This is a genomic window from Microbacterium sp. Se63.02b, from assembly GCF_014171575.1.
GTDB lineage: Bacteria > Actinomycetota > Actinomycetes > Actinomycetales > Microbacteriaceae > Microbacterium.
On the sequence record NZ_CP050453.1, the window covers coordinates 3,266,586 to 3,284,755 of the forward strand.

General features: G+C 70.2%; 25 protein-coding genes and 2 pseudogenes. 18 read left to right on the plus strand and 9 right to left on the minus strand.

The window, feature by feature from the left end:
* Positions 1 to 48 precede the first annotated feature (48 nt).
* Positions 49 to 510: pseudogene (locus G4G29_RS16240) on the plus strand (hypothetical protein).
* 339 nt (positions 511 to 849) lie between these two features.
* On the opposite strand, the gene G4G29_RS16245 reads toward G4G29_RS16240, so the two are convergent.
* Positions 850 to 1,422 (minus strand): hypothetical protein, encoded by a 573-nt coding sequence (locus tag G4G29_RS16245; RefSeq protein ID WP_183150820.1) that lies wholly within the window; start codon positions 1,420 to 1,422, stop codon positions 850 to 852.
* 179 nt (positions 1,423 to 1,601) lie between these two features.
* On the opposite strand from G4G29_RS16245, the gene G4G29_RS16250 reads away from it, so the two are divergent.
* Positions 1,602 to 2,009, plus strand: a complete 408-nt coding sequence (locus G4G29_RS16250; RefSeq protein WP_183150821.1) for a DapH/DapD/GlmU-related protein — start codon at positions 1,602 to 1,604, stop codon at positions 2,007 to 2,009.
* Positions 2,010 to 2,080: 71 nt separating this feature from the next.
* On the opposite strand, the gene G4G29_RS16255 is transcribed toward G4G29_RS16250, so the two are convergent.
* Positions 2,081 to 2,740, minus strand: a complete 660-nt coding sequence (locus tag G4G29_RS16255; RefSeq protein WP_183150822.1) for a response regulator transcription factor — start codon at positions 2,738 to 2,740, stop codon at positions 2,081 to 2,083.
* Positions 2,733 to 3,980 carry an ATP-binding protein gene (locus G4G29_RS16260; RefSeq protein WP_183150823.1) on the minus strand — a complete coding sequence of 416 codons (1,248 nt, stop codon included), beginning with the start codon at positions 3,978 to 3,980 and terminating at the stop codon, positions 2,733 to 2,735. The genes G4G29_RS16255 and G4G29_RS16260 overlap by 8 nt, the downstream gene beginning before the upstream one ends.
* 213 nt (positions 3,981 to 4,193) lie before the next feature.
* On the opposite strand from G4G29_RS16260, the gene G4G29_RS16265 reads away from it, so the two are divergent.
* The 6 genes from G4G29_RS16265 to G4G29_RS23570 all read left to right on the plus strand — a co-directional run bounded on the left by G4G29_RS16265 (position 4,194) and on the right by G4G29_RS23570 (position 7,559).
* Complete coding sequence (locus tag G4G29_RS16265; protein WP_274601247.1) at positions 4,194 to 5,750, plus strand: PspC domain-containing protein; 1,557 nt, start codon at positions 4,194 to 4,196, stop codon at positions 5,748 to 5,750.
* Positions 5,747 to 5,914, plus strand: coding sequence for a hypothetical protein (locus tag G4G29_RS22605; RefSeq protein WP_244632102.1), 168 nt, complete (start codon positions 5,747 to 5,749; stop codon positions 5,912 to 5,914). The genes G4G29_RS16265 and G4G29_RS22605 overlap by 4 nt, the downstream gene beginning before the upstream one ends.
* On the plus strand, positions 5,911 to 6,054 hold the full coding sequence (locus G4G29_RS22610; RefSeq protein WP_244632103.1) for a hypothetical protein: 144 nt from the start codon (positions 5,911 to 5,913) through the stop codon (positions 6,052 to 6,054). The genes G4G29_RS22605 and G4G29_RS22610 overlap by 4 nt, the downstream gene beginning before the upstream one ends.
* A 189-nt stretch (positions 6,055 to 6,243) precedes the next feature.
* A complete protein-coding gene (locus tag G4G29_RS16275) occupies positions 6,244 to 6,804 on the plus strand; it encodes a LysR substrate-binding domain-containing protein (RefSeq protein ID WP_183150825.1) in 561 nt (186 codons plus the stop codon).
* 60 nt (positions 6,805 to 6,864) lie between these two features.
* Positions 6,865 to 7,434: a GMP synthase gene (locus G4G29_RS16280; RefSeq protein WP_244632104.1), complete on the plus strand. Its 570-nt coding sequence runs from the start codon at positions 6,865 to 6,867 to the stop codon at positions 7,432 to 7,434.
* A complete protein-coding gene (locus G4G29_RS23570; protein ID WP_274601193.1) occupies positions 7,431 to 7,559 on the plus strand; it encodes a hypothetical protein in 129 nt (42 codons plus the stop codon). Before G4G29_RS16280 ends, G4G29_RS23570 begins: the two co-directional genes overlap by 4 nt.
* Position 7,560: 1 nt before the next feature.
* On the opposite strand, the gene G4G29_RS22615 is transcribed toward G4G29_RS23570, so the two are convergent.
* Entirely contained in the window at positions 7,561 to 7,728 is a 168-nt protein-coding gene (locus G4G29_RS22615) for a hypothetical protein (protein ID WP_244632105.1), read from the minus strand.
* Between the two features lie 298 nt (positions 7,729 to 8,026).
* Entirely contained in the window at positions 8,027 to 9,241 is a 1,215-nt protein-coding gene (locus tag G4G29_RS16290) for a cation:proton antiporter (RefSeq protein ID WP_183150826.1), read from the minus strand.
* A gap of 87 nt (positions 9,242 to 9,328) precedes the next feature.
* On the opposite strand from G4G29_RS16290, the gene purU reads away from it, so the two are divergent.
* The gene (gene purU, locus G4G29_RS16295) at positions 9,329 to 10,180 is read left to right on the plus strand and encodes a formyltetrahydrofolate deformylase (RefSeq protein WP_047524587.1); all 852 of its coding nucleotides are present in this window, start codon (positions 9,329 to 9,331) and stop codon (positions 10,178 to 10,180) included.
* A 63-nt stretch (positions 10,181 to 10,243) separates the two neighbouring features.
* Here the strand turns inward: purU and G4G29_RS16300 are convergent.
* Positions 10,244 to 11,294, minus strand: a pseudogene (locus G4G29_RS16300) (DUF561 domain-containing protein).
* A 97-nt stretch (positions 11,295 to 11,391) separates the two neighbouring features.
* Between G4G29_RS16300 and G4G29_RS16305 the strand changes: the two are divergent.
* The 3 genes from G4G29_RS16305 (at position 11,392) to G4G29_RS22620 (ending at position 12,505) form a co-directional block, all read left to right on the plus strand.
* Entirely contained in the window at positions 11,392 to 11,664 is a 273-nt protein-coding gene (locus G4G29_RS16305) for a DUF6412 domain-containing protein (RefSeq protein ID WP_183150827.1), read from the plus strand.
* A gap of 62 nt (positions 11,665 to 11,726) precedes the next feature.
* A complete protein-coding gene (yidC, locus tag G4G29_RS16310; RefSeq protein ID WP_244632106.1) occupies positions 11,727 to 12,356 on the plus strand; it encodes a membrane protein insertase YidC in 630 nt (209 codons plus the stop codon).
* Entirely contained in the window at positions 12,332 to 12,505 is a 174-nt protein-coding gene (locus G4G29_RS22620) for a hypothetical protein (protein ID WP_244632107.1), read from the plus strand. Before yidC ends, G4G29_RS22620 begins: the two co-directional genes overlap by 25 nt.
* Here the strand turns inward: G4G29_RS22620 and G4G29_RS16315 are convergent.
* Together G4G29_RS16315 and G4G29_RS16320 are read right to left on the minus strand one after the other, a co-directional pair.
* Complete coding sequence (locus tag G4G29_RS16315; RefSeq protein ID WP_244632108.1) at positions 12,477 to 13,175, minus strand: EamA family transporter; 699 nt, start codon at positions 13,173 to 13,175, stop codon at positions 12,477 to 12,479. The genes G4G29_RS22620 and G4G29_RS16315 overlap by 29 nt on opposite strands.
* A gap of 281 nt (positions 13,176 to 13,456) precedes the next feature.
* A complete protein-coding gene (locus tag G4G29_RS16320; protein WP_183150828.1) occupies positions 13,457 to 14,356 on the minus strand; it encodes an SDR family oxidoreductase in 900 nt (299 codons plus the stop codon).
* A gap of 174 nt (positions 14,357 to 14,530) precedes the next feature.
* On the opposite strand from G4G29_RS16320, the gene G4G29_RS16325 reads away from it, so the two are divergent.
* Genes G4G29_RS16325 through G4G29_RS16330 form a run of 3 tightly spaced genes read left to right on the plus strand, consistent with a single transcriptional unit; the run spans position 14,531 to position 16,301 of the window.
* Positions 14,531 to 15,364, plus strand: a complete 834-nt coding sequence (locus G4G29_RS16325; protein ID WP_244632109.1) for a PfkB family carbohydrate kinase — start codon at positions 14,531 to 14,533, stop codon at positions 15,362 to 15,364.
* A gap of 2 nt (positions 15,365 to 15,366) precedes the next feature.
* The gene (locus G4G29_RS22625) at positions 15,367 to 15,531 is read left to right on the plus strand and encodes a hypothetical protein (protein ID WP_244632110.1); all 165 of its coding nucleotides are present in this window, start codon (positions 15,367 to 15,369) and stop codon (positions 15,529 to 15,531) included.
* The gene (locus G4G29_RS16330) at positions 15,528 to 16,301 is read left to right on the plus strand and encodes a 5'/3'-nucleotidase SurE (protein WP_183150829.1); all 774 of its coding nucleotides are present in this window, start codon (positions 15,528 to 15,530) and stop codon (positions 16,299 to 16,301) included. Before G4G29_RS22625 ends, G4G29_RS16330 begins: the two co-directional genes overlap by 4 nt.
* Here the strand turns inward: G4G29_RS16330 and G4G29_RS16335 are convergent.
* Complete coding sequence (locus G4G29_RS16335) at positions 16,298 to 16,645, minus strand: ATP-dependent DNA ligase (RefSeq protein ID WP_183150830.1); 348 nt, start codon at positions 16,643 to 16,645, stop codon at positions 16,298 to 16,300. The two genes, G4G29_RS16330 and G4G29_RS16335, sit on opposite strands and share 4 nt — an antisense overlap.
* A gap of 80 nt (positions 16,646 to 16,725) precedes the next feature.
* Here G4G29_RS16335 and G4G29_RS16340 point away from each other — a divergent pair, with 80 nt between their 5' ends.
* The 3 genes from G4G29_RS16340 to G4G29_RS16350 all read left to right on the plus strand — a co-directional run bounded on the left by G4G29_RS16340 (position 16,726) and on the right by G4G29_RS16350 (position 18,163).
* Positions 16,726 to 17,082 (plus strand): hypothetical protein, encoded by a 357-nt coding sequence (locus G4G29_RS16340; RefSeq protein WP_183150831.1) that lies wholly within the window; start codon positions 16,726 to 16,728, stop codon positions 17,080 to 17,082.
* Positions 17,083 to 17,151: 69 nt separating this feature from the next.
* Positions 17,152 to 17,658: a hypothetical protein gene (locus G4G29_RS16345; protein ID WP_183150832.1), complete on the plus strand. Its 507-nt coding sequence runs from the start codon at positions 17,152 to 17,154 to the stop codon at positions 17,656 to 17,658.
* Between the two features lie 91 nt (positions 17,659 to 17,749).
* The gene (locus G4G29_RS16350) at positions 17,750 to 18,163 is read left to right on the plus strand and encodes a CBS domain-containing protein (RefSeq protein ID WP_183150833.1); all 414 of its coding nucleotides are present in this window, start codon (positions 17,750 to 17,752) and stop codon (positions 18,161 to 18,163) included.
* The last annotated feature ends 7 nt before the right edge of the window (positions 18,164 to 18,170 follow it).

Sequence of the window (18,170 nt, forward strand, 5' to 3'; positions counted from 1 at the left end):
CAGGAGTAGTGCGATACAGCTGTCCGGAGCGGCTGCGAGCATCGAGGCATGACGACAGAAAGTCGGAACTCGACCATCATCCTGATCGCGGGCCACTGGCTCGGTGCGTGGGCCTGGGACGAGGTAAGGGAGCGCCTGGTGTCCCTCGGCGCTCTCGCGATCGCCCTCACGCTCCCCGGTCTCGGCGGAGCGGCCCGTGGTGCTCGTGGGCCACAGCGGGGCCAACGCTCCGCTCAGCATCGTGCTCGACCGGCATCCGGAGGCCGTGCTCCGCAGCCCGTCGAGCTCACGAACGAGGTGCGCCGCCGAGTCCCCACCACCCTGGTCTGCTGCTCCATCCCCAGCGTGCAGCTGCTGGAACTCGCACGAGCCGGGCACCCCATGTTCGCCGAGGTCGATGCCCTCGGCGATCTCGAGGTCATCGACCTCCCGACCGGGCGCTGGCCGATGTGGAACCGTCCTGAGGATCTCGCGAAGGTGATCGGTTCCGCGGCGACCTCAGCGAACTAGGGCACGCAGCTGCACCACGCTAACAGCCCGATCGGGTTTCACCGGAACGCCATGATCGTCGCAGGAGTTGTCTAGTCCGGGGGGATCGACTTCGCGCGCTTCGCTCGATCTGCTTCTTCTCGTACTTGACGTGCAGTGAGCCAGCGGGTGGCGAAGCCGAGCATGATGACGCCTGTGATCGCGGCGGGCCATGCGAGGGGTACGGGTACATATTGCAGGCACAGCATGAGGGCGACGGGCATGCTCACAAGGCCGGCGATGAAGATGGCGGGTGGGGAGTTGGTGCTCATCCTCGGCGGAACACCGCTGTTCTGAGCAGATCCCTCCGGCGGCTGCTGTTCAGCATTGGATGAGTCCACCGACGGTCCCTCCGAGGAATCCACCAACGCCAGCAAGTGTTGCGCCAGGCACACACCCCGTTTCGATTCCGACCACGCATCCCGCGATCACTCCGCCAGCCATCGTGCCAATCGCGGTCTTTCTCACGCAGTCCCAATAGTTACCCGCGCGAGGTGTGATGACTGATCCGTCCGTCGCCGCCCCCGCTGGAGTAAAGGTGAAGGTGAGTGTGCCCCCTTCTTCCATGGCCCAGGCCCCATCGACCGTTTTGCCGGAGCTCGTGGTCAACGTGGTCGGGAATGCGCTGCTCTCCCCTGTGGTGTTCGAGTGGATCGCAACAATGTCTCCGTGCTGCTGCAGTGTCAAGTCGCTGCCGAGTCGATATGACATGGTCACACTGGCACCGGTTGTCGATTCGATCTCGAACTCGTATGCCCCCGGAGCCAGCGCGGCTTGTTCAAGGGAGACCTCGGCGCTGGTCGGCATCTCCGTCGCCTGCGCCATAGGCGCAGCAATCACGCCGACCAAAAGCGATACAGCGACTCCAGCGATTGCATGTGAGTAGATCTTCATGATGCGAACCTCCTATTTTTCGCAGGACTCCAACCGTATAAAATGTTACCTGTTACTGTCTGTCCCCTCTTTGGGGGACAGAGCCTCCCACCGCATTCCCTACATCCATCCGAGGGAATGAATCCGCCCCAGCCGTGGTTGTTGATATATCCGGAGAACTCCGGAGCACGGGAGGAATCGTGGGCAAGAACTACGTCGACATCGAGAACGACCAGGGCGCGACGCTGCGGTACCGCAAGCACGCGAACGGCCGAGGTCTCGTCGCGCATGGCGCGAAGGTGCATCCGAAGGCGCACATCGAGGCGGGTGCCTACATCGAACCGGGTGCGCGCGTCGGGGCCGGGGCGACCATCGCCCGCGGGGCCTGGATCGACGAAGACGCCGTGATCGGCGAGGGTGCGTTCGTCGACGCCCACGCGCACATCGGTCAGGGAGCCGCGATCGGCGACCACGCGTACGTGGGCGTTCGCACCGACGTCGGCGCCGGAGCACGCATCGTCCGCGGCGCCAGGATCGGCGACGACGAGACCGTCGCCGCAGGTCTCACGATCGCGACGGACCAGAAGGGCCTCTGGCTCGCAGCCTGACCGCGCCGCGTTCGGCGTGATCGCACTCCGCTCACCGCGCCTCGCAGCCTGACCAAACCGCCACGCGGTGACTACAGCAGTCGCCGCTCCGACGCCCAGGCGGTGAGTTCGTGCCGCGACGAGAGCTGCAGCTTGCGCAGCACGGATGACACGTGGGTCTCGACCGTCTTGATCGAGATGAACAGCTCGGAGGCGACCTCTTTGTAGGCGTAGCCGCGGGCGATCAGCCGCATGACCTCCTGCTCGCGCGCCGAGAGACGGTCGAGTTCATCGGTCGCAGTCGCGGTCTCGCCCGCCACCGCCCCGAACGCGTCGAGCACGAACCCGGCGAGTCGCGGCGAGAACACCGCATCGCCGTCGGACACGGCATGCACCGCCTTGCTGACCTCGATGCCCGACGATCCCTTGGTGATGTATCCCCTCGCCCCCGCGCGGATCACCCGCACGACATCGGCCGCGGCATCCGACACGCTCAGCGCCAGGAACCGTGCCGCGGTCGACCCCGAACCGCGGATCACGGCCTCTCCCCCGGTCGCGTCCTCGCCGGGACCGCCCGGCAGGTGCACGTCGAGCAGCACCACATCGGGCTGGGTGGCGCCGATCACGGCGATGGCGGACGGCACGTCCGCCGCCTCACCTACGACGTCGACGCTCGCATCGAGATCGGCACGCAGACCGGAGCGGAAGATGGAGTGGTCGTCGACGATCACGACGCGGATGCTGTCAGCCACGGTTCTCCTCCCGAGTGGATGCGGGGCGAGGGGCCGATCTCTCGCCGTGGGTGCCCGAGGTGATGCTCAGATGCACCTCGGTGCCGTGCTCGTCGCTGCGCACGGCTCCCGATCCACCGGCGCGACGCATCCGGCCGATGATCGACTCCCGCACCCCGAGTCGATCGCTCGGCACGTCATCGAGCGAGAACCCGGCACCACGGTCACGGATGAACACGTCGACGCTCGTCGCGCTGCCCTCGATGTAGACCGAGATCTCGCCTCCCGCGTGCCGCGCGGCGTTCAGGATCGCCTCTCGTGCCGCTGCCGCCAACTCGCCGCTCGCGCGTTCGGCCGAGAGGCCGGCCGAGACGACGTCGATGCGCACGGGGTAGTCGAGTTCGAGCGCCCCCGCATAGTCGCGCAGATCCGTCGGCAGGTCGCTGTCGGCCGGGGCGTCGCCGTCGTACAACCAGGCCCGCAGCTCGCGCTCCTGCGCCCGTGCGAGCCGAGCGGCCTCGCTGGAGGCCCCGGCCCTGTTCTGGATCAGGGCGAGGGTCTGCAGCACCGAATCGTGCAGGTGCGCGGCCATCTGACTGCGCTGCTCCTCCCTGATGCGGCGGACCCGCTCACCGGAGAGCTCGCGCCAGCGGGGTATCAGCGCCGACGAGGCCACGGCCGCGAGCCCCGCGAGAGGGAGGAGCACCAGCGCAACGCCTGACCGAGCGACCGGCCAGGAGAGCAACACCGTGAACAGCAGCGCGAGCAGCAGGATCGAGACGACCCGCACGGTCAACGTGTGCCGCGGCCCACGGGCCGTATCGGTGCGGTCGACGAGGGTGGCCCACAGCCCGGCACCGGTCGCGAGCGCGGCAGTGCCGCCCACCACGACAGCGGCCAGGGTCGGCGGGATCGACCCGCTCAGCCAGTCGCTGCCCCCACGCCAGGCCAGCACGACGAGCATCCCTACGGCGGCAGGGGCGAGCAGCAGCCAGGCCACCGGTATCCGCCTCGTCGGGGCGCTCTCGCCCTCGGCCCACGGCGTGAAGACCCAGCACCAGGTATAGAGCAGGATGCCGGCGCCACCGCAGAGGGTGAGCGCGATGAACAGCGCCCGCACCAAGCCCACGCGCACGCCGAGGTGACGCGCGAGACCAGCACTCACGCCGGCCACCAGGCAGTCGCGATCGCGGGTCAGCGGCGGGCGTGGCGGCGCCGCCACGCGCGGAGGTCGCGCAGAAGCGTGCGCCGAAGAGGACATGACGCCATCCAATCATCCGCCTGCCCTGCCCGGGTCCTCCCTGGCGCAGAATCAGGGGTCGCTCAGGGGTTCCCCCCATGGCAGCGAGCACACGCTGCCGCCAGGATCGAAGCATGACGATTCCGACCGCGCCACCACCCCCTGCCGACCACGCCGCTCCGGCCACCGGCACAGCGGGCACCGGCATCCCCGTGGCGCCGAGCGATTCCTCCTCTGGGTGGCCGGTCTCGGCGTCGCACGGACCGAGGGCTGGCTGGGGGTGTGGCGGCAGGCATCGCCGCACGACTGCGGATCGACCCGCTGATCGTGCGCGGGGTCCTCGTGGTCGCGGCGCTGTTCGGCCTTCCGGTCATCTTCCTGTACGCCGCAGCCTGGGCGCTGCTGCCCGACGTCGACGGCCGCGTGCACGTCCGCGACCTGCTGCGTCGCGACTACCAGCCGGTGCAGTGGGGAATCCTCGCGATGGCGGTCATCGGGCTGTTCCCGACCGCGCCGCTCGCCGGCCGCCTCTTCGGTCTCGGCTACGACGGCTGGTCCGCCCTGTCCTTCCTCAGCTGGATCGTCGGGCTCGTGCTCGTCGCCGTCCTGCTGTTCCTGATCGTGCGTGCTGCGAGCCGCACCCCGGGTGCTTCCGCGCCTGATCTGCCGATGGCTTCCGCAGATCAGGCGGCCCCGGCCGCGTCCGTCCCCCTCGGCGATTCGGGTGTCGCCGAGAGGGCGGACGCCACACTTCCGTATGGCGCGTACACGGTGGCCGGTGAACCCGTCGCGGAGCCTTCTGCGGGCGGCACCGACGCCGACGCCGATGACGCCGGGAGCCCGAGCGTATCGAGAGATGACACGATCCCCGATGTGCCCCCGGCCCCCTTCACCGCCGCCACTCCACCCGCGCCTCCGGCTCCCCTGCCTCCCGGCTCGCACGACCCGGCCGCGCTCGATGCCTGGCGTGCCCAGCACGCTGCCTGGAGGGAACAGGACCAGGCGTGGCGACGCCAGCAGCAGGACGTCGAGCGCGCCGCCCGCGACCAACTGCGCCGCGAGCGTCAGGCCGAAGCAGCGGTGTTCGCCGCAGAGGCCACGGAACGCCGCCGTATCCGTCGAGCGTCGAACCCGCGGGCCGGGTTCGCCTTCACCGCGACGATGATCGGCCTCGCCATCATCACGGGTGCCGCAGTCGGACTCGGCGCGGGCGCAGACACGGTCGGCGGCGCGCTCGGCCTCCTCGCCGCGGCCCTCATCCTGGCCCTCGGGATGGTGGTCGCCGGTGCCTTCCGTCGCCGCAGCGGCTTCCTGGCCTTCACCACCGTCGTCACCCTGGTCGGCGGGCTCATCGCCGGCGGGTTCGCCGCCTTCCCCGGACTCACGCTGGCGAACAGCGTGGTGATGGGCAACGACGGGCCGGCGCACATCCGTCAGCCCTTCGGCGATGTGTTCCTGACGCTGAGCCCCTCCGGCGAAGCCGCAGAGCCGATCGTCTTCGACAAGGGAACCGGCACGGTCTACATCTTCGTGCAGCCCGGAGTCGAGCTCGACCTGCGAGCCACCGTCGACACCGCGACGGCGCGCTGGACGCGGGTCGACGCCACGAACGAGGAGATCCTCGGTCACGGCACCTGGCCCGCCAGGGCGCAGGACGGAGGGTCGGTGATCTCCGAGAAGATCACCGCGGATGGCGCCCCCGTGACGACGGTGCAGCGCGTGACCATCCATCAGACCAGCGGCGAGATCGCCGTGACCGTCGTCGAGCCCGAGAAGGAAGACCAGCGATGAGCACCACGACCACCGATGCGACCACGCCACCACGCACCCGCTGGGCGGCCATCATCTGGGGACTGCTGTTCGCGACCATCGCCGCCGTCGCGCTGGGCCAGCTCGCCGACGCGACCCGCCGTGAGACGATCGCGGACGCCCTGATGGGCATGACACCCCCATGATCACCACGCTCCTCCTCCTCACCGCCGGCGTGCTGCTGCTCGTCGGCGGCGCCGCAGGGCTGATCCGCCGTGCGCAGCGCACGCTGTCGGCGGCGGCGTCCGATGAGCGACGAGAAGTGCCGAGTCCGCTCGCCGAGTAGCCTTGACCCCATGGCGAATCAGGGAAGACGACCCGCGAAGGGCGCCGGGCGCGGCACACCGGTACGCCGGAACAAGGCCGCCCCGGCCGAGCGTTTCCCCCGCAGAAGCCCAAGAAGAAGACCGCCAAGGTCGTCTTCGACGCCCCACACCCGGAACCCGAGGCACCGCGCACCTTCCGACTCGGCGCGGTGCCCGGTGCGACTCCGGGCAAGTGGATCGACGCGTGGAAGCAGCGGATGCCCCATGTGCCGCTCGAACTCGTCCCGATCGAGGCCGCCACGCAGCGCGCTGCCCTCGACGAGGTCGATGCCGCTCTGGTGCGGCTGCCCCTGACGGACGAGTCGCTGCACATCATCCCCCTGTACGACGAACTCCCGGTGGTCGTCGCCGCAGCCGACTCGCACCTGATGGCCGCGGAGGAGCTCACGGCCGCCGACCTGGCGGGCGAGGTCGTGATCGGCCTCACCGACGACGTGCTCGGGGCTCCCGACCTGCCAGGGACGACACCGGCGCGCTTCGCCGCGCTGCCGACCGACCAGGCGATCGCGGTCGCGGCATCCGGTGTCGGCATCATGATCGTGCCGATGTCGCTCGCCCGGATGCATCACCGCAAGGATGCCGATCACCGTGTCCTCGCCGACGGACCGACCTCGACGGTCGCTCTCGTCTGGCCGCGCGAGCGCACCACGCCCGACGTCGAGACGTTCGTCGGCATCGTCCGCGGTCGCACCGCGAACTCCTCCCGGTGACCGGCGACGTTCGTCGCGCTCGTTAGAATCTCCTGATGGCCTCGCTCCTCTACGTCCTGCGTGCGCCCCGAGCTCGGGGCGGCGGATGCCGAGCACGCATCGTTCCGGCGGGCACTCGGCGTCGACGTGGTCGACCGGCTCGACCTGCTGCAGACGCCGCTCGAAATCGCGCGGGTACGCGGGTACGACGGGGTCGTGGTCGGCGGGTCTCCGTACAACGTCTCCGACACGCAGAAGTCCGCCGAGCAGTTGCGTGTCGAGGCCGACCTGCGCACCCTGGCCGACGCGGCCATCGACGCCGAGGTCGCCGTGTTCTTCACCTGCTTCAGCATCGGCGTCGTGACCCGCATGCTCGGTGGCGAGGTGGTCACCGACACCCCGGAGCCCGCGAGCGCCACCGTGATCGACGTGACCGAAGCCGGCGCCGCCGACCCCGTCTTCGGCCCCAGCGGCCCGGCGCTCACGGTCTTCACGGCACACAAGGAGAGCGCGGAGAGCACCCCGCCCGGTGCCGTGCTGCTCGCCACCAACGAGGTGTGCCCTGTGCAGGCCTACCGTGTGTGGGCACGCACCTCTACGCGGCCCAGTTCCACCCGGAGCCCACTCCCCGCGACTTCGCCGACCGGATGACGTTCTACCGCACCACCGGCTACTTCGACCCGGAGGAGTTCGACGCGGTGCAGCAGCAGGTGCTCGCGGCTTCCGTGACCGAGGGCGCGGCGCTCCTGCGGCGATTCGCGCAGACCTTCGCCTGAGTCAGCTGTCGGCCGAGCCGCGCAGCAGGGCGACGCGCTCGCGCAGGTACGCCTCCAGCGGCATGTAGCCCCCGGCGGCGCTCCAGCGCACCGACGGCACCCCGTCGACCAGTGCCAGCGGGCCGGACGAGCCCCGGCATCCACGGCATCGACGTCGATCACGCTCCACCCCACGTGCACGACCTCACCCTCGTCGAACCCGCCGCGCAGAGCCTCCGCCCGGCGCTCGGCACGCTCCCTCGCCGATTCGGCCGTGTAGCCGCGGCGTCCCGGGTCTGCGGCCCGCAGCACCTCGGCGGTCGCCAACGCGTGGGTCTCGGTCAGCAGCAGCACGCCCAGGTGCCAGGCCTCTCCGACGCGCACGATGCGTCGCCCCCGCCAGCGCGATTCGCGCTGCTCGCCCAGGCCTTCCGTCGGCGCGCCCGCGAGGTTCCCCACGGCCGCGGTCAGCTGAGCCGACGCCGTCGTCACAGCTCCCCCTGCACGGACTCACCCGCGCGCGGAGGACCCACGACCTCGGCGCGATCGCCGTGCAGGGTCATCCCGATCAACGGGTACAGCAGCACGGAGAGCATGCCGGCACCCACGAGTGCGGCCGCCGTTCCGGTATCGAGCATGTCCTGGTCGACGCCGATCGCCGTGACCGCGACGATGATCGGCAGGCCCGTCGCCGCGAGCAGTCCGAGCGCCGCACGGTCGCGGACGCTCATGCCCTGCGGAGCCGACAGCTGCGCCGCCGCACCGCGGATGACGAGCAGCGCGATCAGGAAGATCGGCACGAGGGCGAGTGCGGCCGGCGAGGTGAGCAGCGCCTGCAGATCGAAGGTCACGCCCGTGTAGAGGAAGAAGATCGGCACCAGGAAGCCGAAGGCGATCGCCTCGATCTTGCTCTCGACCTGCTCCGCCGACTCCTTCGGCGCACGCGCCATGATGATCCGCCACACCGCGCCCGCCACGAACGCGCCGAGCAGCATGTCGAGATCGAGCATCACGCTGAGGCCGACCAGAGCCGCGATCAGAAGGATGACGAAACGCACCCCGAACTGATCGGACGTGTGCAACGTGGCTCGGACGATGCGATGCAGCCGCCCGTGCGGAACACGGTGCGCGAGCAGGACGGCGAGACCCGCCAGCACCACGAAGGCGAGCAGCACGGCGGTGGCGATGGGGGTGGTCCGGGTGCTCAGGAAGATCGAGATCGCTATCAGCGGCAGGAACTCCCCGACCGCCCCGACCGTGCTGATCGCGCGGCCGAACGGCGTGTCGAGCTCCCGCGCATCGCGCAGTATCGGCATCAGCGTGCCCAGCGCCGTGGAGCTGAGGGCGATGCCGACGACGACCATCCCCTCGCCCGGCGCGAAGAAGAACCCGAGCCCGATGCCGAGCAGCACGCTGAGGAGCCACCCGAGCGAGGCCCGAGCGAGGGGCTTCCCCGTCACCTGACGGAAGTCGATCTCGGTGCCGGCGACGAAGAACAGCAGCGCGAGCCCGAAGTCGCTGAGCTTCTCGAGCAGCGGCCCCGGCTCGACCCATCCGAGCACGGCAGGACCGACGAGGATGCCGAGCACGAGCTCGAACACCACGATCGGTACGCGGACGACCGGCCGGACACCCCGGGCGAGCAGGGGCGCGGCGACAGCCAGCAGGGGGATCAGCACCAGGCCGAGGTCGCTCGCTTCCACGAGACTCAGAGTAGCGAGTGGGCTCCCGCGATTCGCCCCCCGGTGTGCATCCACGGCAGAATCGATGCACACCCTCGAGGAGCCCCCATGTCTCAGCCCGACACCGCCCGCCTGCTCATCGCCTGCGACGATCAGCCCGGCATCGTCGCCGCCGTGGCCGGTGTGCTCGCCCAGCACGGGGCGAACATCATCTCGCTCGACCAGCACTCGACCGACTCGGAGGGTGGACGGTTCTTCCAGCGCACCGTGATCCACCTCGACGGCCTCGCCGCCGCACGTCCCGCCCTCGAGGCCGACATCGCGGTCGTCGCGGAGCGTTTCGGCATGGAGTGGTCGCTGCACGACGTCGCCCGGCGCAAGCGCGTCGCGATCTTCGTGTCGAAGTACGACCACTGCCTGATGGAGCTGCTGTGGCGCACACAGCGCGGCCAGCTCGACATCGACATCACGATGGTCGTCTCGAACCACCCCGATCTCGCCGAGTCGGTCCGCTCGTTCGGTGTGCCGTTCGTGCACATCCCGTCCGGCGACAAGGCGGCCATGGAGGAGCGTCAGCTCGAACTGCTGCGCGGCAACGTCGACCTGGTGGTGCTCGCGCGCTACATGCAGATCCTCACCGACGACTTCATCACCCGCCTCGAGGCACCGGTGATCAACATCCACCACTCGTTCCTGCCCGCGTTCATCGGCGCGAACCCGTATGCGCGAGCCAAGGATCGCGGCGTCAAGCTGATCGGCGCGACCGCGCACTACGCGACGGCCGACCTCGACGAGGGCCCGATCATCGAGCAGGACGTCACCCGCGTGACCCACTCGGAGTCGGCGGCGGAGCTGCAGAGCCGCGGCGCCGACGTCGAGCGTCTGGTGCTCGCCCGCGCGGTGCAGTGGCATGCGGAGGACCGGGTGATCGTGCACGGCAAGTCCACGGTCATCCTCTAGACGGAGTCCCCCGCGGTTCCGGTTCTCCTCGATACCCTCGTCGAGTTCGGTCGAGGATGCGGATCAGCGGGCCCGGCCTTCCGGCACCCCCGCCACGAGTTCCGCGAACATCTCGGATGCGGTGTCGTATCGGGCGAGCGGGGCGGCCTGGCCCATCCACAGGGATTGCAGCTCACCGAGGTTCTGCTCCCCCGCCGCGGTGCGGAAGCGACCGGTGAGCCAGTTCTGCATCGGGAAGGGGGCGATCGTGCCGCTCGCCTCGATCGCCCGCACCGCACGGTTGCGCGTGCCGCGAGCCAGGCGCCCGCTCATCGCCCGGGAGCACGGTCTCGTCGGCCGCTGTCGAGCGGATCGCATCGCGATGCGCCGCGGTCGCAGCCGACTCGGCGGTCGCGAGGAATGCCGTCCCGACCTGAACTCCGGCCGCGCCGAGCGCGAATGCCGCAGCGACTCCGCGCCGGTCGGCGATCCCCCCGGCGGCGATCACGGGCACGTCGACCGCGTCGACCACCTGCGGGATCAGGGCGAACGTGCCGACGAGCGACTCCTCGGCCGGACGCAGGAACGACACGCGATGCCCCGCCGCCTCCGCTCCGGTCGCCACGACCGCATCCACTCCCGCTTCGGCGAGCGCGACCGCCTCCGCCACGGTCGTCGCGGTGCCGAGGATCCGGATGCCGCGGCCATGCGCCTCCGCGACGACGGCGGCAGACGGCACCCCGAACACCACGCTGAGCACCGCGGGCTCGATCTCCCAGATCGCGTCGAGCTGCTCGTCGAGCGAAGGGACGTATCGTTCGGGGCGGGCAGGCAACTCGACGCCGACCGCCTCGTAGAACGGCTGGAGCGCCTGCGCGAAGATCGTGTGCTGCGGGTTGGGCTCGACCTCATCGCCGCGAGGGAGCCAGATGTTCACCGCGAACGGCCGACCGGTCAGGGCACGCAGCTCGGCCTCGGTGGCACGGATGCGGTCGCCGTCGTAGCCGTACAGACCGAACGAGCCGAGTCCGCCCGCATCGCTCACCGCGGCGGTGAGCCTCGTCGAGGACAGCCCGCCGAACGGGCCGAGGATGAGAGGGTGCTCGATGCCGAGCAGGGCGCGAAGTTCGGTCATGCCTCCGACGTTACGCCCGCGGCGTACCCGCGCGGTCGACCGTGACGATCGGGGGTGACGTCTCGGTGCTACCCTCGCTGCAGGAGGGAGCGCGCACATGAGCGAGTGGTTCGGGCAGATGCTGAGCTTCGTCGCGACCGCGCTCGGCCTCGTCTCGATGCCCGACGCCGCGGCTCTCGGCCTCGCGATCGCCCTCCTCGCCGTGACGGCCCTGACGCTCGCGATCGTGCTGAGCGTGCGACCGGAGGCCTCTGCCGACTCCCCGCATCCGTTGCGGGCGATCGACGTCGGCACGCTCCTCACGCAGAGCGACCCCGATGCCGCTGGTCACCCCCGCCCTCGGGCGCCGGGAGTCGCGACCGCCGCGTAGTCCGTTCATTCGGGACAGCGCGGCCTTCGCCGACCCTCCCGACACCACGAACGGACACTTCCATGGACCTCTTTGCCTTTCTCCCACTCGCCGCCCTCCTCGATGCCGCCTATGGTGCGCTGACCGGACTCTCCGACCTCCTCACCCCCGTCGCCGGGGCATCGGCCGCGGCACTCGCCGTCGTGCTCGTCACCCTGATTGTGCGGGCACTGCTCATCCCTGTCGGCATCTCCCAGGCCAAGGCCGAGCAGACCAGAGCGCGCCTCGCCCCGAGGCTGCGTGAGCTGCAGCGCCGCCACAAGAAGAACCCCGAGCGTCTGCAGAAGGAGATGATGGCGCTGTACCGCGCCGAGAACACCTCTCCCTTCGCCGGCATGCTGCCGGTGCTGGCGCAGGCCCCCGTCGTCGGCATCCTCTACACGCTGTTCCTCCGCCCCGAGATCGCCGGGCACCCGAACGAGCTCCTCGCTCACGACCTGTTCGGCGCCCCGCTCGGCACGAGCCTGGTGTCGGCGCTCTTCGGCGGGACGGCGACGCCCGCGACGTTCCTCGTGTACGGAGTGCTGCTCGCCGTGATGATCGCGGTCGCCGAGGTCACGCGCCGGGTGTTCCGGCCCACGCCGGTCGAAGGCGACGACTCACCCCTGAACTCCCCACCATGCTGCGCGTGGTCTCGGCGATGCACTACCTGACGGCCGTGTTCGCCGCGTTCGTCCCGCTCGCTGCGGCGCTCTACCTCACGGTCACGGTGGTGTGGACGCTCGTGCAACGCGTCATCCTGCGCCGCCGGCATCCGCTGCCGACGCCTGCGGTCAGTCGGGCAGCGGTATCGGCGCGGTGAAGGGTCCGGAGGGGCCGCCGTCTCGGCGGTCCCTCCGGACACCGAGCGTGGTGCCGACGCTCGCGGCGATCACGAGGGCAACGGCGAGCATGCGCAGCGGCGTGGCGTCCTGCCCGAGGATCAGCCAGCCCGCCAGAGTGGCGAAGGCAGGTTCGAGGCTCAGCAGCACGCCGAACACCCGCTGGGGAAGACGTCGCAGCGCCGCGAGTTCGAAGCTGTACGGGATCACCGAGGAGAGCACAGCGGTGACCGCGGCGAGCAGGAGCAGCTGCGGGTCCATCGCGACCGTGGCAGCCGCCGGGACCCCGACCGGGATCAGCAGCACGGCGGCGACCACGAGTCCCATGGCCAGACCGCTGTTCCCCGGGATCAGCGCCCCGACGCGTGCGCTCATCCGGATGTACATGACCCAGAACCCCGCGGCGATCAGGATGAACACGACGCCGAGGGGGTCGAGGGGTTCGGCCCCGATGAGACCGTCGACCCCCAGGACGACCATGCCCAGCAGGGCGACTCCCACCCATGCGGCGTCGGCGAGGCGGCGTGTGAGCACGGCGGCCAGCACGAGCGGTCCGAGGAACTCGATCGCCACCGCGGGGCCGAGCGGTATGCGGTCGATCGCGGCGTAGAAGAAGCCGTTCATCGCGGCCAGCGAGACGCCGAACAGCACGGCGGCGAGCCACTGCGCGCGTCCACCTCCCGGGTCTCGGCCGCACGATGACGACCAGCAGGAGCGCCGCGATGGCGACCCGCAAGGAGGTCACGCCCCACGGCCCCAGCACGGGGAAGAGCTGTGCAGCGACCGCCGCACCGAACGGGAGGGAGAGGCAGGATCCGATGACGAGTGCCACCCCGACGAGGGGGCCGGAGGCGGCGGGCTTGTGCACCAGACAAGCTTAGGTCGGCGCCCGGCGCCTCACCCGCCAGGGGTACCGCGTCGGCGGCCCCGCGTCAGAGGGCCTTCCCACCCGTGACCGCGATCACCGATCCCGAGGTGTAGGACGACTCCGTCGACGCGAGGTACACGTACGCCCCCGCGAGCTCTGCCGGCTGCCCCGCCCGACCGAGGGGCGTGTCGGCACCGAATGTCGCGAGTCGCTCCGCGTCCCACCCGGTCGCCGGGATGAGCGGAGTCCAGATCGGGCCGGGAGCAACCGCGTTGACCCTGATCCCCCGGGGACCCGCCTCTTCGGCGAGCGCCTTCACGAAAGCCACCTGGGCGGCCTTGGTCATGGCGTAGTCGATGAGTCCCGGCGAGGGGTTGAAGGCCTGGACGGATGCCGTCACGATGATGCTGGCGCCCGGCTCGAGGTCGGGGTACGCCTCGCGGGCGGTGAACAGCAGCCCGGCAAGGTTCGTGTCGAACACGCGCCGCATCCGCTCCGTCGACAGGGTCTCGAATCCCTCGATGTCGTGCTGGTAACCGGCGTTGAGCACGAGCACGTCGAGTCCGCCGAGGGCGCTGCGTGCATCGGAGACGACGCCGGTCGCGAAGGCCTCGTCGCGCAGGTCTCCCGCGAATCCCGCCCCGGTGCGCCCCGCCTCGCGGACGAGGGCGAGCGTGTCCTCCGCATCGTCCTGCTCCTCCGGCATGTGCGCGATCGCCACGTCGGCGCCCTCGCGTGCGAAGGCGATCGCCACCGCCCGACCGATACCGGAGTCGCCGCCGGTGATGAGCGCGCGACGGCCCTCGAGGCGTCCGTGGCCGGCGTAGGTGTTCTCACCGTGATCCGGCTCTGGCCTCGTCTGCTCGGTGAGTCCCGGCTGATCCTGCCGCTGGTCGGGGAAACCGTCCTCACGGTGCGCGTGCCGGGGATCCGTGGTCTCGGGGTCGGGGGTGGTGTCCGTCATGTCCGCTCCTCGTGTCGCTGGTGCCCGTCTCGATGGGTGCTCCCGAGCCTGTCTCGACCCCCGCTCTCCGCGGCAGGGGGTTGACAGCCCTGGGTGCCGCGACCGTCCGCGGTCAACCCCTGCATGCGCCGCCACCGCGACCCGTACCGTGGGGAGGGAGGACAGGAGGATGAGATGAGCGATGTCACGATCTTCGCGCCGTCACCGACACTGACCATCACGGTCGAGGACCACCCGCAGGGAGCTGAGATCCACGTGCACGCGGGCGGCCAGGGCGTCTGGCAGGCACGGATGCTGCGCCGGCTCGGGGTCACGGTCACGATGTGCTGTGTGCTGACCGGCGAGGTGGGGCGCGTGCTGCGACACCTGCTGGAGGACGACGAGGGCATCGAGGTGGTCGCGGTCGAGCGCGACGGCCGCGGATCCGCGTACGTCCACGATCGCCGGGATGGGGGCCGGGTCCCGATCGCCGAGGAGGAGGGCGACCCCATCGGCCGTCATGCCCTCGACGACCTGTACGGCGCGGTGCTGCACAACGGCTCCGACTCCCGGGTGATCATCCTCAGCGGACCGGCCGGCGAAGAGGCGCTCCCCGCCGACATCTACCGCCGTCTCGCGCTCGACCTGAGCGGGGAGGATCGCCTCGTCGTCGCCGACCTCGCCGGCGAGCGCCTGAGCGCCGTGCTGGACGGGCATGCCGACGTCATCAAGGTCAGCCATGAGGAACTCATCTCGGACGGCCTCGCCGCCGACTCCTCGATCGAAGCGCTCGCCCAGGCCATGCGCGAGCTGCGCACCCGCGGCGCGCGCACCGTCATCGTGACCAGAGCGGGCGAATCCCTGCTCCTGCTCGATGATCAGGGCCTCGTCGAGGTCTCGCTTCCCCGTCTCGAGGAGAACGAGCATCGTGGCGCTGGGGACTCCCTGACCGCCGGCGTCGTGGCGGGCCTCGCCCGGGGGAGTCGGCCAGGCAGGCGATCTCGTTGGGCGCCGCCGCCGGGGCGGTGAACGTGACCCGCCATGGGCTCGGCACGGGCGACCCCGACGCCATCCTGCGGCTCAGGGAGGGCGTCGCCGTACGCGAACTCGACGATGCCGGCAGCCGCCCCACCAGCCGTGTGAGTCCGGACGCACTCGCCGCCCTGGCCGAACCCGCCGAAGAGGAGACCTCATGACCCGCGCGCTCATCACGAACGACGACGGCATCGACGCTCCCGGCCTTGCCGCACTCGCGCACGCGGCACGCAGCGCCGGCCTCGAGATCGTGATCGCCGCACCCGTGCGGCAGTCCAGCGGTGCCGGCGCCTCGATCATCGCCGCCGAGGAGGACGGCCGCGTCCGGGTCGACACGCGCACGCTCCCCGGTCTCGAGGAGGTCCCCGCCTACGCGGTGCACGGCGGTCCTGGGCTCATCGCACTGATCGCCGCGCGCGGGGCGTTCGGCGCCGCCGTCGACCTCGTGCTCTCCGGCGTGAATCACGGCGCGAACGTCGGTCGCGCCATCCTGCACTCGGGGACCGTCGGCGCGGCCCTCACCGGTGGACTCAACGGCGCCAGGGGCATGGCCGTGTCGCTCGACGTCGGAATGCACCCCGAGGAGTTCCACTGGGATGCGGCCGCCGCGGCCGCGATGCGACTGCTCCCCGGGCTCCAGTCGGCGCCCGAGCGCACCGTGATCAATGTCAACGCGCCGAACAGTGCCACCACACGCGGCTTCTCCGAGGCCTCGCTCGCCCCCTTCGGCATCGTGCAGACGACCATGGCCGAAGCCGAGGAGCACTACATCCGACTGGCCGTCGAGGAGCTGCCGAACACCCCGGAAGAAGGCAGCGACGCGGCTCTCCTGGCTGACGGCTGGGTGACCGTGACGGGCATCGACGCGATCATGTCCCGTCCATTCGCCGTCGAAGGACTGTCGGACGTGGGGCGGATCGGCGCGGACTAGACCGGTGGTGTGACCGGGACCTCGCCGGAACCGGGTTCCTCTCCCGCCTCGGCCGGCTCGGGCACGAGGTAGAGGCCGCTCGGCGCGTTCGCGGTGAAGGCGAGCGCTTCGATCCACGCACGGTTGATCGAGGGCTGGCGGCTGCCGAAGTACTTGAAGACGAGGGAACTCCCCGGCTGGATCCACACGGTCGTGCGTCCGCCGCCGACGCTCGCGTCTTCGCGCCAGCTGAACGGGAACGGCTCGCCGCGCCGCAGCTTTGCGGTGATCACGAGCTGGAGGTGCGTCAGTGCGCGATCCTCGATCTCGGTCTTCACTCCGCCCTCGTAGATGAACTTGCCCATCTCGGAACACTCCTCCGTCGATCCACTGTTAACCCGACACGGCGCTGTCGGAATCGTCCTCCTCTGAGTAGCGTAGGCCCATGGGCATGCTCTACTACCACAGCGCGGAGAACCCGATACAGATCGACGATCTGGCTCTGGCTCACCTCAAAGTGGTGATCGCGACCAAGCTACGGAGGAACGAGAGCTTCACTCTATCCTGGCGGCATCCGGAAGGACATCCGGTAGGGCGTTCGACGATCTGGCTGCATCCGTCGATCCCGCTGCGCTTCGTCTTCGACGAGCCGGAGCCGCCGGAGCTCCGCCCCGAATGGATCGCGGCGATGGCCAACTCGGCCAACTCCAGTGGCGGCATCACCCTGCTCACCGCCGACATGATCCCGCACGGCGCGACCGCCGGCGGGGAGACTGAGGAAGCGGACATCGCACCCGTGTGAAGTCAACCCCCTCGGCGGCGTCGCTTCGGAGGCCTAACGTCGTAAGCCCGACGCCGAGGAGGGCATGCCATGACCGAAGAACGACACATCGACGACCGCCCTGACGAGGGCTACACACCCACGACGACGCACGCCGAGTGGGGTGCGGGAAACCCTCGCCTGCGCATCACCAGAGACGACGAGCGCACCGAGTTCGCGATCGAGGCCGACACCGTGCGGATCGGGTCCGCCGAGGGGAACGAACTCCGCCTGGAGGGGACCGACCCCGTGCACGCGACCATCACGCACGACGAACGGGACGAGTACGTGGTGACTCTGCACGGCGAGGGCGAGATGAACTCCAACCCCGGCGCCGACGCGACGCATGCCGGCGAGAGCACCGAGACGCTGCGCACCGGGTCGCGGTTCACCGCCGGCCCGTGGGAGTTCGTCTTCGCGCGCGACGAGTTCGCCGACCACGGGCGCCCTTACGGCGGACGACTCGGGGGCGAATACTCCGACCAGCCGCTGCAACCGCCGCGCCCGGACTATGCCGACGACGCCTCCGACGGAGCGGACTCGACCAAGGGTCCCTGATCCTGCGCCGCCCGCTTGTCAATCCCCCCGGGCGCAGCGCCGAGACGTCATAGCCTCGGCGACACGGACAGACACACGACAGGGGAAGCCGATGACCATCACCCGCGACATCATGACCACGAGCCCACGCTGCATCGGAGTGAACGATTCCCTGAGCATCGCGGCATCGGTCATGGCCGACCTCGACGTCGGAGCGCTGCCGATCTGCGGCGAGGACAGCCGCCTCAAGGGCATGCTCACCGACCGTGACATCGTGGTGGGGGCCATCGCCCTCGGGATGGATCCGGAGACCACTCCGACCGCCGCACTCGCCAAGGGCACGCCCATCACCGTCGACGCGGACGACGACATCCACGTCGCACTGGATCGCATGCAGGAGCACCAGGTCCGTCGCCTCCCGGTGATCGCCGACCACCGGCTGGTGGGGATCGTGAGCCAGGCGGACATCGCCCGCTCGTTGTCTGCGGCCACGACCGGCCGGACCGTGGAGGGCATCTCGCGGTGAGCACGAC

What these genes read in the sequence shown, in the direction of transcription:
- G4G29_RS16245 (WP_183150820.1), bottom strand. Translation starts at nt 1,422, where the DNA reads ATGAAGATCTACTCACATGCAATCGCTGGAGTCGCTGTATCGCTTTTG.
- G4G29_RS16260 (WP_183150823.1), bottom strand. Translation starts at nt 3,980, where the DNA reads ATGTCCTCTTCGGCGCACGCTTCTGCGCGACCTCCGCGCGTGGCGGCG.
- G4G29_RS22605 (WP_244632102.1), top strand. Translation starts at nt 5,747, where the DNA reads ATGAGCACCACGACCACCGATGCGACCACGCCACCACGCACCCGCTGG.
- G4G29_RS22610 (WP_244632103.1), top strand. Translation starts at nt 5,911, where the DNA reads ATGATCACCACGCTCCTCCTCCTCACCGCCGGCGTGCTGCTGCTCGTC.
- G4G29_RS23570 (WP_274601193.1), top strand. Translation starts at nt 7,431, where the DNA reads ATGACGTTCTACCGCACCACCGGCTACTTCGACCCGGAGGAGTTCGAC.
- purU (WP_047524587.1), top strand. Translation starts at nt 9,329, where the DNA reads ATGTCTCAGCCCGACACCGCCCGCCTGCTCATCGCCTGCGACGATCAG.
- G4G29_RS16305 (WP_183150827.1), top strand. Translation starts at nt 11,392, where the DNA reads ATGAGCGAGTGGTTCGGGCAGATGCTGAGCTTCGTCGCGACCGCGCTC.
- yidC (WP_244632106.1), top strand. Translation starts at nt 11,727, where the DNA reads ATGGACCTCTTTGCCTTTCTCCCACTCGCCGCCCTCCTCGATGCCGCC.
- G4G29_RS16320 (WP_183150828.1), bottom strand. Translation starts at nt 14,356, where the DNA reads ATGACGGACACCACCCCCGACCCCGAGACCACGGATCCCCGGCACGCG.
- G4G29_RS16325 (WP_244632109.1), top strand. Translation starts at nt 14,531, where the DNA reads ATGAGCGATGTCACGATCTTCGCGCCGTCACCGACACTGACCATCACG.
- G4G29_RS16330 (WP_183150829.1), top strand. Translation starts at nt 15,528, where the DNA reads ATGACCCGCGCGCTCATCACGAACGACGACGGCATCGACGCTCCCGGC.
- G4G29_RS16335 (WP_183150830.1), bottom strand. Translation starts at nt 16,645, where the DNA reads ATGGGCAAGTTCATCTACGAGGGCGGAGTGAAGACCGAGATCGAGGAT.
- G4G29_RS16340 (WP_183150831.1), top strand. Translation starts at nt 16,726, where the DNA reads ATGGGCATGCTCTACTACCACAGCGCGGAGAACCCGATACAGATCGAC.
- G4G29_RS16345 (WP_183150832.1), top strand. Translation starts at nt 17,152, where the DNA reads ATGACCGAAGAACGACACATCGACGACCGCCCTGACGAGGGCTACACA.
- G4G29_RS16350 (WP_183150833.1), top strand. Translation starts at nt 17,750, where the DNA reads ATGACCATCACCCGCGACATCATGACCACGAGCCCACGCTGCATCGGA.